General features: G+C 69.9%; 10 protein-coding genes. 5 read left to right on the top strand and 5 right to left on the bottom strand.

The features are described from left to right. Positions 1–178: 178 nt before the first annotated feature. Positions 179–1,162 carry a hypothetical protein gene (locus tag DB30_RS31945; protein ID WP_146661536.1) on the top strand — a complete coding sequence of 328 codons (984 nt, stop codon included), beginning with the start codon at positions 179–181 and terminating at the stop codon, positions 1,160–1,162. An 18-nt stretch (positions 1,163–1,180) separates the two neighbouring features. Here the strand turns inward: DB30_RS31945 and DB30_RS31940 are convergent, their stop codons facing one another. Both DB30_RS31940 and DB30_RS31935 read right to left on the bottom strand, forming a co-directional pair. Then, positions 1,181–1,816, bottom strand: a complete 636-nt coding sequence (locus DB30_RS31940) for a hypothetical protein (protein ID WP_052556161.1) — start codon at positions 1,814–1,816, stop codon at positions 1,181–1,183. Further along, positions 1,817–2,902, bottom strand: coding sequence for a M28 family peptidase (locus tag DB30_RS31935; protein WP_052556159.1), 1,086 nt, complete (start codon positions 2,900–2,902; stop codon positions 1,817–1,819). It lies immediately after the preceding gene. Between the two features lie 271 nt (positions 2,903–3,173). Here DB30_RS31935 and DB30_RS31930 point away from each other — a divergent pair, with 271 nt between their 5' ends. Next, positions 3,174–4,583, top strand: a complete 1,410-nt coding sequence (locus DB30_RS31930; protein ID WP_146661534.1) for an exonuclease SbcCD subunit D C-terminal domain-containing protein — start codon at positions 3,174–3,176, stop codon at positions 4,581–4,583. Further along, positions 4,580–8,596 (top strand): AAA family ATPase, encoded by a 4,017-nt coding sequence (locus tag DB30_RS31925; RefSeq protein ID WP_052556157.1) that lies wholly within the window; start codon positions 4,580–4,582, stop codon positions 8,594–8,596. Before DB30_RS31930 ends, DB30_RS31925 begins: the two co-directional genes overlap by 4 nt. Positions 8,597–8,977: 381 nt before the next feature. On the opposite strand, the gene DB30_RS31920 is transcribed toward DB30_RS31925, so the two are convergent. Continuing rightward, positions 8,978–9,640, bottom strand: a complete 663-nt coding sequence (locus tag DB30_RS31920) for a nucleotide-binding protein (protein ID WP_052556155.1) — start codon at positions 9,638–9,640, stop codon at positions 8,978–8,980. A gap of 336 nt (positions 9,641–9,976) precedes the next feature. After that, positions 9,977–10,834: an immunity protein Imm33 domain-containing protein gene (locus tag DB30_RS31915; protein WP_146661530.1), complete on the bottom strand. Its 858-nt coding sequence runs from the start codon at positions 10,832–10,834 to the stop codon at positions 9,977–9,979. 651 nt (positions 10,835–11,485) lie between these two features. Between DB30_RS31915 and DB30_RS31910 the strand changes: the two genes are divergently transcribed. Beyond that, the gene (locus DB30_RS31910) at positions 11,486–12,568 is read left to right on the top strand and encodes a ribonuclease H-like domain-containing protein (protein WP_052556151.1); all 1,083 of its coding nucleotides are present in this window, start codon (positions 11,486–11,488) and stop codon (positions 12,566–12,568) included. A gap of 2 nt (positions 12,569–12,570) precedes the next feature. Continuing rightward, positions 12,571–13,545 (top strand): COX15/CtaA family protein, encoded by a 975-nt coding sequence (locus tag DB30_RS31905; RefSeq protein ID WP_052556149.1) that lies wholly within the window; start codon positions 12,571–12,573, stop codon positions 13,543–13,545. On the opposite strand, the gene DB30_RS31900 is transcribed toward DB30_RS31905, so the two are convergent. Then, positions 13,502–14,413: a hypothetical protein gene (locus DB30_RS31900; protein ID WP_146661528.1), complete on the bottom strand. Its 912-nt coding sequence runs from the start codon at positions 14,411–14,413 to the stop codon at positions 13,502–13,504. The two genes, DB30_RS31905 and DB30_RS31900, sit on opposite strands and share 44 nt — an antisense overlap. Positions 14,414–14,503 lie beyond the last annotated feature (90 nt).

Below are 14,503 nucleotides of genomic sequence, written 5' to 3'. Positions count from 1 at the left end.
CAACTCGGGGACGGCCTCACAGGCGAGGGCGGCGACCGCCAAGCCGGACGTGTCATGTCGTCCAGGCATGGCCAGGGGCGTTTTGCTTGCTCGGTTGAACCACTCGGCCGGGTCGGGAGACCATGGTTGGGTGACGCGGGGCGGAGTTTCATGGTGCGACCGTGGTCCACAGACGAGGATGGATTTGTATCGAAACGCTGCGTATCTGGTGTGTGGCTGCCTGACCCTCGCCTGGGCCACGCCGGCCCGTGCGGGCGCTCCTGTGCGACCGCCGATTCAACGGCCAGTCGTTCAGCCCGCCCCCGAACCCGCGCCCGAGCCGGCTCCTGCGTCACCGCCCAACACACCCGCGAGCGCGACCCCCGAGGCTGCTTCGAGCGAGCCCGCCCCGCCGCCCGAGCGCGTCCAACCCGAGGCCGCGCTGCCGCGCTTCGACGACCCAACCATCCCCGTGGCGATCGACCCGATCGACCCGATCGACCCGATCGGGCTAGAACCCGAGCCGCCGCCGCTGCGCGCCATACCGTTCGATGGTCGCGGTCGACTGGCGATCGGGGGTCTACTCGTGGGGGCAGGCGCGGCGACCGTGGCGAGCAGCATCGCGCTCGAGGTCGATGGGGCCCCACCCAAGTACTGGGCACCCATGATGGCTGCTGGCATTGGCGGGACCATCGTTGGCAGCGTGCTGATTGTGGTTGGTCGTCGGAAGCTGCGTTCTTATCGCGAGTGGGAGAGTTCGCTGCCCAGGGTGAACCAGTCTAGGAAGGTGTCCGCAAACGGGCGAGAAGCCCTCGCCCGAGCTGAAAACAGTGGCCAGACCGAGTCGATCCCGCGGCAGGGCCTTGGCTTGGTGGCGCCCGCGTGCGTGTTGATGATCGGCGGGACCATCCTCGCCGTCGGCGGGGCCACGCTCTGGCAAAGCCAGGAATTCGGCGTTCAATTCCCCTGGGACTACTCACTGCCCGCACCCGAGGCGGCGCTTGGAATTGGCATAGGCTCGTTTGTCGTCGGGGCCACGCTGATGGGGATTGGAGCGACCCGAAGCAAGCGCTTCACGACGTGGCGCCAAGACACGAGCAACCCGACGGCCCGCCTGCACCTCACGCCGATCTTTGGGCCGATCCGCGGCGGGGCGCAGCTCGGCCTCTTCAGCAGGTTTTAGACCCCGGCTGCCCGCGGCCTACGGGGACCCAGAGTCGACGACCAGCGGGACCTCGAGCACCGGAAACTCGTCGCCAAGATCGATCCGAAGCTGATAATTGCCCGGCTCGAGCGGCTCGGCCGGCAGATTCGTGCAGTCTTCGTCTTGGATGTTTCGGACCGCGGAGACCTCGACCCGAACGCGTGCGTCGCTGCCTGGTTCCAGCGGGATCACGGTTCCACCGTTGCCACAGCCGCCCCCACCTCCGCAGCGCACGATATCGACTGGGTCGCCGCCCGTGCTCAGGATCGTCGTCGTCGTGCCGCGCACCGTGCAAAACAGCCCGAACTCGACGGCGACCGGATCGTCCGAAGCGTTCGTGAGCACGTAGTCGACGAAGGCCGTCTGCCCAGACGTGATCCGGGGCGCGGCCGGCTCGATGCGAAAGGCCAGGGCCCGCTCGGGCAGCTCCGAGACCCACGTGCCGGCTTCGCCTGGGCACGCCTCGAGGTTGTCGGAGATCCAGCGCAGGTCGATCGCGGTGCCGCTGCAAGCCTGAACGAGGTCGGGCAGGGCAGGCGGCGTCGGATCGGGGTCGTTGGCTGGCGGGGTCGCGCCGGAGCATCCAACCAACGCTGCGACCAGCAACACGGTGGGGTAGTGACGGGCCCGCATCTACAACCCCAGTGACTCGGCGGCGGCGCCGACGGCTGCGGAGATGACCTTGGCCGAGAAGTCGTGATCGAGCAGCTCGACCGCGTCCTCGCCCGTGGCGCAGTGGTAGTTCGCGTAGCGGAATTCCGAGGTGTCGGTCAGCATCACCGCGGGCACGTCGATCTCCCAGAACGCGGCGTGGTCCGAGCGGCGCAGATCCGCGAGCAGCGGCGAGTTCTTGAGATCAGCCGGGACCGGCAACAACACCGCGGACAGCGCGAAGGCCTCGGCGTAGCTCATGAACGGCTGGACCATCGCCGCGCCGTCCTCGTCAACGATCACGGCGATGAAGTCGCCGCGGTACTGATTGGCCTCGAGCTCTTCGACCTGATCGGGGAACAAGAGCTCGAACCCGTCGGGCACGGTCTGGCTGTCGGGCGCGTCGTCGGTGAAGCCGATCATCTCGAAGTTCCAGTTGAACAGGAGCTCACCGTCGGCGCCGATCACCTGTTCAGCCGCGTAGGCCTCGGCGCCGAGCAGCCCGAGCTCCTCTTCGTCCCAGCAGGCGACGACGAGGGTCCGCGGGTAGTCGCGGGCGGACAGGACCCGCGCAGCCTCGAGCGTGGCCGCGGTGCCGCTGGCGTTGTCGTCGGCGCCGTTGCAGCCGGGGATGTGATCATAGTGGCCGGCGACGAGGATCCGCTGCTCGGGGGTCTCGGTCCCGAGCTTGGTGCCGATCACGTTGACCCCGGTCGCGTAGCTGTGCAGCTCGACGTCGAAGCCGTACTCGGTGAAGCGATCGAAGCAGAGGTCCTGAACTTCCTGCCAGTGCGCGGATCCAGGGTCGCGTGGCTGGGCGATGAACTCGAGGTCGGCGATGTAGCGATCGCGCTCGACACACTCGGCGAGCTCGAGCGCCGTCTCGGCTTGGCACGCGGTCCCCTCGGTGTCGGTCCCGGTGTCCGTGCTGTCGCTGTCGCTGTCGCTGGTTGGCGCGGTGTCCGAAGCCGCCTCGTCGGCGGGCTTGTCGGCGCAAGCCGTGGGCAGCGAGGTCAGCGCGATACAGATCGTCAGGAGCGTGAGCGGGCGGCGAGACTCGCGGTGCATTGTGCATTGTCGACAGTTGGCGGCGGTTGTCCACCGGCCCGCTCAGGTTCAGGCAAAGCTGTGGTCATTGCAGGGTAAGTGCCTGAGATCTCATATGTTTTGCGGTTCTCGCCAGCCCGTCCGGTCTCGGCGCGCGGGCGCGCTTGGGTCTTCGTTGTCCCGTTTAGACCAGGGCGCCGTGCAGGGTTCGCTGCAGCCCAAGGGTCCACTACGCTGAGCGCCCGCGCGGACCACAAACTGAGCCCGCGCCCGCACGTGTGTCCGCGTCTTCATGCTCCGGCTGCTCCACACCAGCGACTGGCACCTCGGCCACACGCTCCACGGTCGAGATCGTCGGTTTGAACACCAGCGCTTCTTGGCCTGGTTGCTCGACGCGCTCGTTGACGCTCGGGCCGACGCGCTGCTGATCGCCGGTGACGTGTTCGAGACCGCCAACCCTTCGGCGACGGCGCTGAGTGATTTTGGCGAGTTTCTGGCCGCGGCGCGGCGTCGCCTGCCCAAGCTGGATATCGTGGTGATCGCCGGCAACCATGACTCGGCGCTGCGGCTCGACGCGATGCGCCCGCTGCTGGGCTTCGCCGACATCCACGTGGTTGGCGCGCTCCCTCGCCACGAGCACGACGGCAGCTTGGATCACGATCGCCTGCTGTTCCCGCTGCGCGACGCGTCCGGCGAGGTCGCGGCATGGCTGGCCGCGGTGCCGTTCTTGCGCGTGTCGGATCTTCCGGCCCGAGCGCCCGATCCGGATCCAGATGACCCTGACCAGATTGCCAGTGACGCACGAGATCCATCGCGTGATCCATTGATAGACGGCGTCGCGGCGATCTACGCAGAGCTGCTCGAGGCCACGCGCGCGCGCGCCTCGAGCGATCACGCGTTGATCGCTGCGGGTCACCTGTACATGCGTGGCACCGCGGTCTCGGAGCTCAGCGAGCGCAAGATCTTGGGCGGGAATCAACACGCGATCCCTCGCTCGATCTTCGCCGATTGGAGCTACGTCGGGCTTGGCCACCTGCATCTGGCGCAAGCCGTCGAGCAGTCGGAGCTGGTCCGCTACTGCGGCTCGCCGATCCCGCTGTCGCTGACCGAGGCCGACTACCCGCACCAAGTGCTGCTCGCCAGCTTCGACGGAGCCGAGCTCGCCGTCTGCCAGACCGTGCCGATCCCCCGATCGGTCGAGGTCTTGCGGGTCCCCGCCGAGCAGCCCAGGCCCCTCGATGACGTGCTGTTCGAGCTGAAGAACATGAGCTTGGACGCCGGCCTCGAGCGCGAGCGCTGGCCGTGGTTGGAGGTCCGCGTGGCGCTCGACGAGCCGCAGCCGGATCTGCGGACCCGCGTGGATCGGGCGCTGCGCTCGCGGCCGGTGCGGCTGCTCAAGATCACGGTGGAGCACGTGGGCGTGGGGGGCAGCCTCGCGGACTTTCCGAACCGGCGCGAGCTCGAGCGAATCGATCCGCAGCAAGTGTTCGTCGACTGCTACGAGCGCGGCTACGGATCGCCGCCGGACGCCGAGCTGCTCGCCGCGTTTCACGAGCTGCGCGAAGCGGTCGAGCGGGGCGACGCGAGCGAGGCCCAGCTCGGGCCGCTCGTGATGGCGCCGCCCCAGCCGGGGCCAGACCCGCAGCCAGACCCGCAGCCAGACCCTCAGCCAAACCCGCAACCAGACGAGCGGGCACCATGAGGATCCTCGCCGTTCGCGGCAAGAACCTAGCGAGCCTGGCCGGCCACTTCGAGGTCGACTTCGCCGCGCCGCCGCTGCAGCACGCAGGGCTGATCGCGATCACGGGTCCGACTGGCGCGGGCAAGACCACGCTGCTCGACGCGATGTGCCTGGCGCTGTTCGATCGGACCCCGCGCTTCGCCAATCGCGGCGGGGTCGTCATCGCCAGCCCGGGCGACGATCCCAGCGCGGGCGTGCGGGCCACCGATGTCCGCGGGATCCTCCGCCACGGCGCGACCGAGGGCTGGGCCGAGGTCGACTTCCTGGGCATCGATGATCGGCGCTGGCGGGCCCGCTGGGAGCTTCGGCGGGCCCGCGGCCGCGCGGATGGGCGGCTGCAGCACCAGCAGATGCAGCTGATCGATCCCGTGGATGGTCGCGTGATCGCGGCGGACCGCAAGGGCGACACGCTCGCGGCGATCGAGGCCCGGCTTGGCCTCGACTTCGATCAGTTTCGTCGCTCGGTGCTGCTGGCCCAGGGCGAGTTCGCGGCGTTCCTCGAGGCCAGCGGCGGCGAGCGGGCCGAGCTGCTCGAGCGGATGACGGGGACGTGGCTGTACCGCGAGCTTGGGCGGGGCGCGTTCGAGCGGGCCAAGCAAGCCGAGCGCGAGCTCGATCTTGTCGCCCGCGAGCGCGAGCAACTGCGGATCTTGCCCGAACCGCGCCGCCGCGAGCTCGAGGCCGAAGCCGCGCGGACGGGCACCCAGCGCGCGGGGCTCGAGCAGGAGCGGATCGCTGCCGACGCCGCGCTGCGCTGGTACCAGCGCGCGGACGAGCTCGCCCAGGCGCTCACGGCTGCGCGCACGAGCTTGGCCGAGCTCGATCGGGGCCAGGCCGAGCTCGCCCAGACCGAGGCGCTGCTCGCTCGGGTCGAGCGGGTCGCCGCGGTTCGCGAGCGGCTGCTGACCCGCGAGCGACGGGCAGGGGAGCTCGAGGCGTGCGAGCGCGACCTCGCGTTCGTGACCGGCGAGCTTCCCCTGATCGTCTCGCAGCTGGCCGAGCTCGCGGCCACGCTCGAGCGTCACGAGCAGCAGCTGGCCCGCGCCCGTGAACGCAGGCGGCGGTTGATGGGGGAGGGCGGCGAGGTCGATCGCGCCCGCCAGCTCGACACCAAGATCGCCACGGCTGGCAGCGATCGGCCGCGCGTGGCCAGCAAGCTCGAGCTCGCTCGCTCGGGGGTCGCGGCCAGCGACGCGCAGCTCGAGCAGATCCAAGCTGGGATCGCCCAGGCCGAGGCCAGGCTCGCGGGCGCCCGCAGCTGGCTCGAGCGGCACCAGGCCCTCGCGCCGCTGGCCGAGCACTGGCCCCACTATCGATCACTGTTGCAGCAGCAGCTGCGCTGGCTCGAGGCCCGGGCCGCCGTGGCCCAGCGCGTCGCCGAGCTGGGCCCACGCCGCGAGCGCTGCGAGCGAGAACAGGCGGAGGCCAAGCGCGAGCACGCCAGTGCCCGCAAGCAGCGCAATCAGGCGCGGACGCGGCTGCAAAAGGTCGAGCGTGACCTCGACGCCCACCCAGCGCTCGCCCAGCTGCGCCATCGGCAGGCCGCGCTGGATCTGTGCCGCGATCGTCATTCGGTGCTGCGGGCCGTTCACGAGCGCTACGAGCGACTGGCGATCACGCAGGCCGCGCTTGGCGTCGAGCGGGCCGAGCAAGTGCTCGAGCGCGATCATCGAGCCGCGCAGCGGCGGCGCGTCGAGGCGGCCCTCGCCCAGACCGAGCAGGGCTTCGCGGAGGCCCAACGCGGCCTGCGGCAGCTCGAGGCGGTCCGCGATCTGGTCCAGCATCGCGCGGACCTGCGGCCTGGCGAGGCGTGCCCGCTGTGTGGCTCACACGAACATCCGGCCGCAGACGAGCAAGGGCCGGTCGACGCGGTCGTGGCTGACCAGCGCGCGCGCGTACAGGCGCTGATGGACTCGCGCGATGAGCTGCAGCGCGAGCAGGGCGAGCAGCTTGGCCGCGAGCAGATCGCCGCGACCCGCGTGGCCGCGATCGCCCGACGCACGAGCGAGCTCGCCCGTGACCACGCCGCGCTGCAAGAAGCCTGGCGTGACGGGCTGGCTGCGGGTCCGCTGCTGCCGGCCGCCGAACACGGGCTAGACGGCCCGGCGCACGATCCCGTCGCGGACGAGCCAGCGCCGGCCCCCGATCCGCAATTGTCGCTGCTCGCGGTGCCACGCAGCGAAGCGGGCGGGGAGCTGGTCCTGCCCGAGCGGCTCGACAGCCCCGATCTTGGGACCGCGCTGTGGTCGATCCACGAGGAACTCGAGCTGCGATCGCGCGCGCTCGCCAGTCAGCGCGCCGAGGTCGAGAACTTGCTCGATCGCCAGCGTGATCGCCAAGCCCGCCGCGAAGAGGCCGAGCGGGTCTACGAAGATCGACGCGCGCGCGTGGAGGCCAGCGAGCGCGAGCTCGACGTCGTGGTTCGGGAGCTCGACGAGGCCCACGCGCGAGGCCGCCAACTCGACGCCGACCTCGACGCGAGCTGGCCCGAGCTCGAAGACGTCGGCCCAGCCGCGCTCGCAGCCTTGCACGACGACGCAAGCCCGGCCGAGCTCGAGCACGCACGGGCCGGCGCGCCCGCAGACCCCGTGCCGGACGTGGAATTGGCCAAGCTCGAGCATGGAGGGCGCCACGAGCTCGCGGTAAATTTTCGCGCCCGCCTGGCCCAGGCAGGGCAGGGCCTGCTCGCGCAGCTCGACGCGGGCGCCAAGGCCTTCTCCGCCCAGCGCCAGGCTTGTGAACAAGCCGCGGAGGGCCAGCGCGCGCTCGAGACCCGGCGCGCCGAGCTGAGCTCGCAACGGCAGGCCCGCGCCGAGACCTGCGAGGCGCTCGAGCTCGAGCTACGCGAGCTCGACGAGCTGCTGACCCGGCTCCGTTCCGAGCGCGCCACGCTGCTCGAGGGCCGGCCGGCGGCCGAGGTCGTGCGCGAGCTCGAGGCCAGCGTCGAGCTCGCCAGCCAAGATCGAGAGACCAGCAAGGACGCCCGCGCCAAGGTCGAGCGCGAGCTGCAAGCCCAACGGACCCGGGCCCACACCCTGACCGAGCAGGTCGCTGCCCTGCGTGGCCGCAGCGACGAGGCCCAGGTCAACGTCGACGCGGCGCTCGCCGAGGCTGGCGTGGATCCAACCACCCTCGAGCAGCTGCTCGCGCGCGAGGAGCTGTGGGCCGATGGCTGGACCGCCCGCACCCGCAGCGGCGTCGAGCAGGCCCGCGCCGAGCTCGAGCGCCGCCGGGCGATCGTCGGTGAGCGTGAGCGGGTCGTGGCCGCCCACGCCGACGAGGGCCCACCGCCGCTCGACCGCGAGCGGGCCCAGCTGCAACGAAACCAGCTCGACACCCGCGACGAGCAGCTGCGTCGCCAGCTGTTCGAGCTCGAGCACCAGCTGCGCCGCGATCGTGAAGATCGCTCGCTCGCCGAGCAGCTCGCCCCGCGGCTGCGCGAGCTCGAGCACACCGCCCGGGTCTGGGGCCGCCTACGCGACGCGATCGGCAGCGCCAGCGGGGACAAATTCCAGAAGTTCGCCCAGAGCCTCACGCTCGAGCTGCTGCTGACCCAGGCCAACGCCCAGCTGCGGGACCTCAAGCCTCGCTACGCGCTCGGCCGTGTGCCCAACCACGATCTCGAATTGCAGCTCGTCGATCACGATCTAGGCGACGAGGTCCGCAGCATCCGGGGCCTCTCGGGCGGCGAAAAATTCCTGGTCTCGCTGGCCCTGGCCCTGGCCCTGGCCAGCCTGTCCGCCGACGACTGCCGGATCGACTCGCTGTTCATCGACGAGGGCTTCGGCAGCCTCGACGCCCACAGCCTCGACGTCGCGGTCAGCACCCTCGACGCCCTCCAGGCCGAAGGCCGCCAGATCGGCGTCATCTCCCACGTCCCCGGCCTCGCCGAGCGCATCGGCGTCGAGATCCGCGTCGAGACCATCGCCTCGGGCCGCAGCCGCGTCCGCGTCGTCGCCCCCCGCAGCACCTAGCCAAGCCCCACCCAAGCGCAACGAAGGTCGACAGCCCCAAGCGCAACGAAGGTCGACAGCCCAAGCGCAACAACGGTCGACAGCCCCAAGCGCAACAAAGGTCGACAGCCCCAAGCGCAACGAAGGTCGACAGCCCCAAACGCAACAACGGTCTCCAACACCAAACGCAACAACGGTCGACAGCCCCAGCGCAACAACGGTCGACAGCCCCAAGCGCAACAACGGTCTCCAACACCAAACGCGACAACGGTCTCCAGCACCCCGAGCCCCCTTTTAGGGGGCCACACATGCAACCGCGAACAAACGGCCCCGAGGAGCGAAGCGACCAGACGCGAAGCGGCTGCCGTCGGCGAAGTTTGAGGTGTATGTGGGGGTTTAAGGCTAATGATGTAGGTGGCGGATGTCGCCGTAGCGGGCCTGCAGCGCCTCGATCGCATCCAACAGCTCGTTGATGTCGCGCGCCGCCGCGCTCGCGGGCGCGTCGAGGCTGGCGGTCGAGCCGTGGGCCATCGCTTCTTGGTGGGCAACCCGGCGGGCCACGGCGCACTCGAGCACGGGCAGCCCGAGCGCGCGCAGATCATGGGGCAGCGCCGCCCCGATCGTGGAGCGAAGCTCGACGGCGTTCGGCACCACGGCGATCTGCATGCGGAAGTTGTGCGGGCTGCGGCTGCGCAGGCAGGTCTCGACGGTGTCGACGGCGGCCCACGCGTCCATTGGGCTCGGCCGGCAGGGGACCAGCATCAGCTCGGCGATCTCCGCGACCACGCCCAGCACTTCGGGATCGCTCGGGGTGTCGATCACCGTCAGATCGTGCCCAAACGCCAGCCCGCGCAGCCGCTCGGCTTGGCCTGGACTGGCGCCGGGGAGCCGCAGCGTGGTCGGAGCCGACGAATTAGCGCTCAGCGACCAAGCGTGGGCATCGCCACGGGGGTCGAGGTCGACGAGCAGGGTCCGGCGACCACGTGCGCGCGCCTCGGCAGCGAGAGCCACGGCGAGCGTCGTTCGTCCGGTCCCACCCTTTAAGCCTGCGAGCGCGAGGAGCATGGGTGGCACGTTAGCGATCAGATCGATGCAGTCCAGTTTCTGGCGTATTCGGCCAAGATCTGCAACACGCCTGATCGACTCGCCGAAGGTTCGCCACGTTCGCGCCGCGATCGTCGTGCTGCGCCGACGAGGCGACCCTGGCGACGATCTAGTCGGCTCGCCGTGCGGCTCGAGCCGGTTGCGATCTCGCGATGATCGCATCGAAGTCGTGGATCGCCTCAGCGATCTACCGCGTGATCTCGCCATGCACTGTTGCGAGTGAGTGACACGAATCGCGAGATCAACACCGAGACGATCCGGAGACGATCTCGCTGCTTTTGTCAGCGCGGGCGCGGCTCAATCTAGCGGCTCGAGCAGCGGACGCGGCCGCGGCCGCGGTACGAACTCCCCGCCGCCGATCGACGAGCCAAGATCGCTCGCGCGATCGCGTGGCAGATCTCCATCGCTCGCCCAGTCCCACACGATCTCGTTGGCTTCATTGACGATCGTCGTCAGCCGCCCGCCAGCAAACAGGGCCAGAAACCCCGCCGGCAGCAGCATCGCGTCGAGCAGCTCCGGTCGCGCGTTGAAGATCACGTGAACCGGCAGCGACTCCACTTCGTCGGCTTCCTCGATCCCCTCGGCCGGGGTCAGGCGCCAGCCCGTCATGCGCCCGCCGGGGCTCTCGACCCGAACCAGCATCAGCTCGTCGCGCTCGAGCACCCCGGTGATCGTCAGCACGTGCTGATCAAAGTCGATCGCCTCACCGGCGACGCCCGCTTGCTGCAGCACCGCCCGCTGTCGGGCCAAGGTCGCCAGCGAGGCCGAGACGTCCGGCCGCGTGTTGGCCTCGGGATCGTTGGGGTAGTCCGGCTCTTCGACGACCAACCGACCGTGATCCGCAACAAAGCTCAGCGTCGTCCAGCCGATCGGCAGGCGCGTCTGTTCGGTGATCGGCACGGACTCCGCCAGCAGATCCCCAAACAGCAAGAGCAGCCGCTCGACCTCCCCACCGAGCGCCGGATCAGCGTGCACGAGCAGCGTCTGATCACCGTAGTCCACCACCCACTCGCCCGGGCGCTCGACCTCGGTCGCCGGGTCAACACCCACAGCCGCCGCGTCCGGCTCGACCACCACCGGCTCGGCCCGACACCCCAACAACACGATCGCGGCGGCCCCCAAGCCCCCGACTACCAACCCCGAAGAAGCTCGCACCAAGCAAGTATCCAACCGCCCGCCACCCCACACAACGCCAAATGACCCGCAGCCGCGCGCGCGAAGGTAGCGAAGCGCTGAATGCAGCGAAGCGCGAAGGCAGCAAAGCGCGAAGGTGACGACCGAGTCTCAAAAAGCCCCCTTGGAGGGGGCCACACATGCGGATACGACCAGTCAGCCCCCTGGGAGCGAGCGAAGCGAGTGACCCGCGAAGTGCGAAGCCGGCTGTGGGTCTCTAAAAAAGCCCCCTTGGAGGGGGCCACACACGCAGATGCGAACAGCCAGCCCCCTAGGAGCGAGCGAAGCGAGTGACCCGCGAAGTGCGAAGCCGGCTGTGGGGGGTCTAAAGAAGTGCGAAGCCGCCTGTGGGGTCTAGAAAAAAGCCCCCTTGGAGGGGGCCACACATGCGGATGCGAACAGCCAGCCCCCTGGGAGCGAGCGAAGCGAGTGACCCGCGAAGTGCGAAGCCGGCTGTGGGGGTCTAAAGAAGTGCGAAGCCGCCTGTGGGGTCTAGAAAAAAGCCCCCTTGGAGGGGGCCACACATGCGGATGCGAACAGCCAGCCCCCTGGGAGCGAGCGAAGCGAGTGACCCGCGAAGTGCGAAGCCGGCTGTGGGGGTCTAAAAAAGCTAAGGTACAGTGTCCCGCTCCGATGACCGCCGCCCCTCCACACGTCCAGCGCCTCGTCGACGTCCACGAGCTCCCGGTGGGCACGGTAGCGACCGCCTTCGTCGCGGTCCGCAGCATCCGTCACGGCCTGAGCCGCTCGGGCGACGGCTACTACGATCTGGTGGTCACCGACGCCACCGCGAAGCTCGCGGGCAAGATCTGGGGCGACACCCGGGCCTACAAAGAGGCCACCGTCGCGGACCCACCCGGCGATCCGGCCACGGCCGTCAAGCCAGGCGCGATCGTCAAGCTGCTGTTCACCGTCGCCAGCTACCGCGACGCCCTGCAGCTCACCGTCACCCGGATCCGGGTCGTCGACCAAGACGATCCATGCCAGCCCGAAGCAATCTGGGGCCCCGGCTGGGAGCTGGTCGAGGGCCTGCGCTGCGAGACGCTGGTGTTCGACATCGAGACCGTGCCCGCGATCGATCTCGGCGCCGTCCCCGAGGCCGTGACCAAGGCGGTCTCGCGCGCCGCCGAGCGCAACGACGGCGACGCCGGCAAGGTCATGAGCCTCTCGCCCTACTACGGCAAGGTCGTCTCGCTCGCGTTCGGCGACGCCGACACCGACACCGACACCGTCACGACCTTGGTCGTGCCGCCGCAGGGCCGCGAGCAGGACCCGCTGCCCGACGGCGTCCGGGCCATGACCGAGGCCGAGCTGCTCCGCAGCTTCTGGCACCTCGCCGACGCCGCCGAGCTGGTGGTCAGCTTCAACGGGCGCGGCTTCGACGTCCCGTTCTTGGTCACCCGCAGCTTGATCCTTGGGGTGCCCGCCCGCGTCGATCTGGTGTCCAGCCCGTTCTCGCTGCGCCCGCACCTGGATTTGTATCGGGTCCTGGGCCACGGTCGGTCCAGCCTCGGCGGCGCCTCGCTCGACGTGATCTGCTGGGCGCTCGGGGTCGAGAGCCCCAAGGGCGAGCTCGATGGCTCCATGGTCGCGCCGACCTACGCGCGCGGTGACATCGAGGCGATTGCGGCCTACAACGCTGCCGACGTGCGGGCGACCGCGGCCGTGTTCCGCCACCTGCGCGAGCACCTGCTCCCGTTTCGCAACGACTGGTGACCATGCCCACAGCTTCCGAACACCCCGCCGGCTCGAGCTTCTCTCGCGTGGCGTGGGTCGTGCTCGCCTACACCCTGGCGGTGATCGTGTTCGGGGCGTGGGTGCGGATCACCGGATCGGGCGCGGGCTGTGGCCAACACTGGCCAACCTGCCACGGCGAGGTCGTGCACCGGCCGCAGAGCGCCGAGACGATGATCGAGCTGACCCACCGGGTGACCTCGGGCCTGTCGTTGGTGTTCGCGGGCGGCCTGATGGCGTGGGCGCTGCGTCGGTTTCCGCGTCCGCACCCGGCCCGGTCCGGGACCGTGTTGGCGGTCGTGTTCTTGCTCGTCGAAGCCCTGCTTGGCGCCGGGCTGGTCGCGTTCGGGCTGGTCGAAGACGACGACTCGGTCGCCCGGGCCGTGGTCATGGCGATCCACCTGACCAACACCTGCCTGCTGATGGGCGCGCTCGGGGCGGCCGCGTGGGCCGGCGTCGACGCGGGGCCCCGACGCTTGGATGTGCTGTCCCCAAGCCGGCACGGGGGGCGTTGGTGGTTGCTGACTGGCGCCCTCGTGGCCGTGTTGCTGGTCTCGATGAGCGGCGCCGTCACGGCGCTGGGCGACACGCTCTATCCAGTGAATGGTGCGGCAGACGGCACGACGACCGGCCACTTCTTGCAGCGCATGCGGATCGTGCATCCGCTGCTCGCGTGCGGCGTTGGGCTGTACTTGCTGTGGCTGGCGATCGCGCTGCCGGGTGTGCCCGGGTCGCCAAGCGTGCGACGGGTCGCCAACATCGTGGCTGGCCTCGTGGTCGCGCAGCTGTGCGCGGGGGTCGTCAACATCATGCTCTCGGCGCCGGGCTGGATGCAGCTGGTCCACCTCGCGCTGGCGACCAGCCTGTGGGTCGCGCTGGTGTTGCTGTGGCTCGAGGCGCTCAGCGCCTCAGCGCTCAGCGCCACAGGTAGTGCCAAAGCGTCAGCCCCAGCACGATGAGCGCCAGGATCACGTGAACAAAGGTAAAGCGCCGCTTGGGGCCGTCGGTCGCGGGCTCATCGGCCTCACCGCTGTCCTGCACGAGCGTGGCTCGGGCGGCGTCGAACGCAGCGACGAGCGCGGCGGGATCGCGGTGGAGCTCGACGAGCTGGGCTGCGAGCGGGAGCAGCTCGGTGTGCTCGGCGGCGAGCAGCCGCGCGCGGATCGAAGGCCCGGCCGCGGCCACGGCTGCGCTTCGAAACACCCGCAGCGCGGTTGGGATCGCGCTCGAACCAGCGCCCGAACCACCCGGGTGGGCGGCCTGCAGCCGCTCGGCGATCGCCTTCGAACAAGCCCGCAGCTCGGCGGGGGCCGCCGCGTCGGCGCGCTCGCCCAGACTGATCGAGATCGCCCAGGCGATCGAGGCTCGGTCGAGCCCCAGGATCATCCCCGTGGTCTCGACCGCCGGGGCGATCGCGGGGCTCAGCTGCGGACTTTCGTTCAGTAGCGCCAAGACCCGGGCGAGCGCGTCGGAGCGCAGCTCCCCCCGCGACTCGGACTGTGCGAGCGCCTGCGCTGCGACGATCAGCTTCGCCGCGATCTCAGTGACAAGCCGCATGAGCAGCGCCGCCACGATCGGCTCGGCCCTGGCCACCCTGTCTGGTTCCTCGCCGGCATCGACGATCGCAGCCTCGAGCGCCCCGCCACCCAAGCCCGATCCCGGCTCCCCGGTCCCGTCTCCCGCAGCTGGCAGAACCTCGTCCTGAGCCGGTTGGGCGGCGATCCAAGCTGCACCCAAGCGAAGTTCATCGAGCAGGTCCAGGGCCTGGTGCTCGAGCTCGTCGATCTCGAGCCCGGGCTCAGGCGATGGGGCAGGGGGCAGGCTCACCGCTCGCATGATGCAACAGCTTTTGCGCCAGGTGTTGGACCCGACGGTGATCTTGGTGACTGCGAGGCACACAAGCTGCGTCGCCGGGCT

The organism is Enhygromyxa salina (assembly GCF_000737335.2).
Taxonomy (GTDB): Bacteria; Myxococcota_A; Polyangia; order Nannocystales; family Nannocystaceae; genus Plesiocystis; species Plesiocystis salina_C.
This window is presented reverse-complemented; position numbering and strand designations above follow the sequence as displayed.

Excerpts from the sequence above, each read along its gene's own strand:
- DB30_RS31945 (WP_146661536.1), top strand. The coding sequence starts at position 179 with ATGGATTTGTATCGAAACGCTGCGTATCTGGTGTGTGGCTGCCTGACC.
- DB30_RS31940 (WP_052556161.1), bottom strand. The coding sequence starts at position 1,816 with ATGCGGGCCCGTCACTACCCCACCGTGTTGCTGGTCGCAGCGTTGGTT.
- DB30_RS31935 (WP_052556159.1), bottom strand. The coding sequence starts at position 2,902 with ATGCACCGCGAGTCTCGCCGCCCGCTCACGCTCCTGACGATCTGTATC.
- DB30_RS31930 (WP_146661534.1), top strand. The coding sequence starts at position 3,174 with ATGCTCCGGCTGCTCCACACCAGCGACTGGCACCTCGGCCACACGCTC.
- DB30_RS31925 (WP_052556157.1), top strand. The coding sequence starts at position 4,580 with ATGAGGATCCTCGCCGTTCGCGGCAAGAACCTAGCGAGCCTGGCCGGC.
- DB30_RS31920 (WP_052556155.1), bottom strand. The coding sequence starts at position 9,640 with ATGCTCCTCGCGCTCGCAGGCTTAAAGGGTGGGACCGGACGAACGACG.
- DB30_RS31910 (WP_052556151.1), top strand. The coding sequence starts at position 11,486 with ATGACCGCCGCCCCTCCACACGTCCAGCGCCTCGTCGACGTCCACGAG.
- DB30_RS31905 (WP_052556149.1), top strand. The coding sequence starts at position 12,571 with ATGCCCACAGCTTCCGAACACCCCGCCGGCTCGAGCTTCTCTCGCGTG.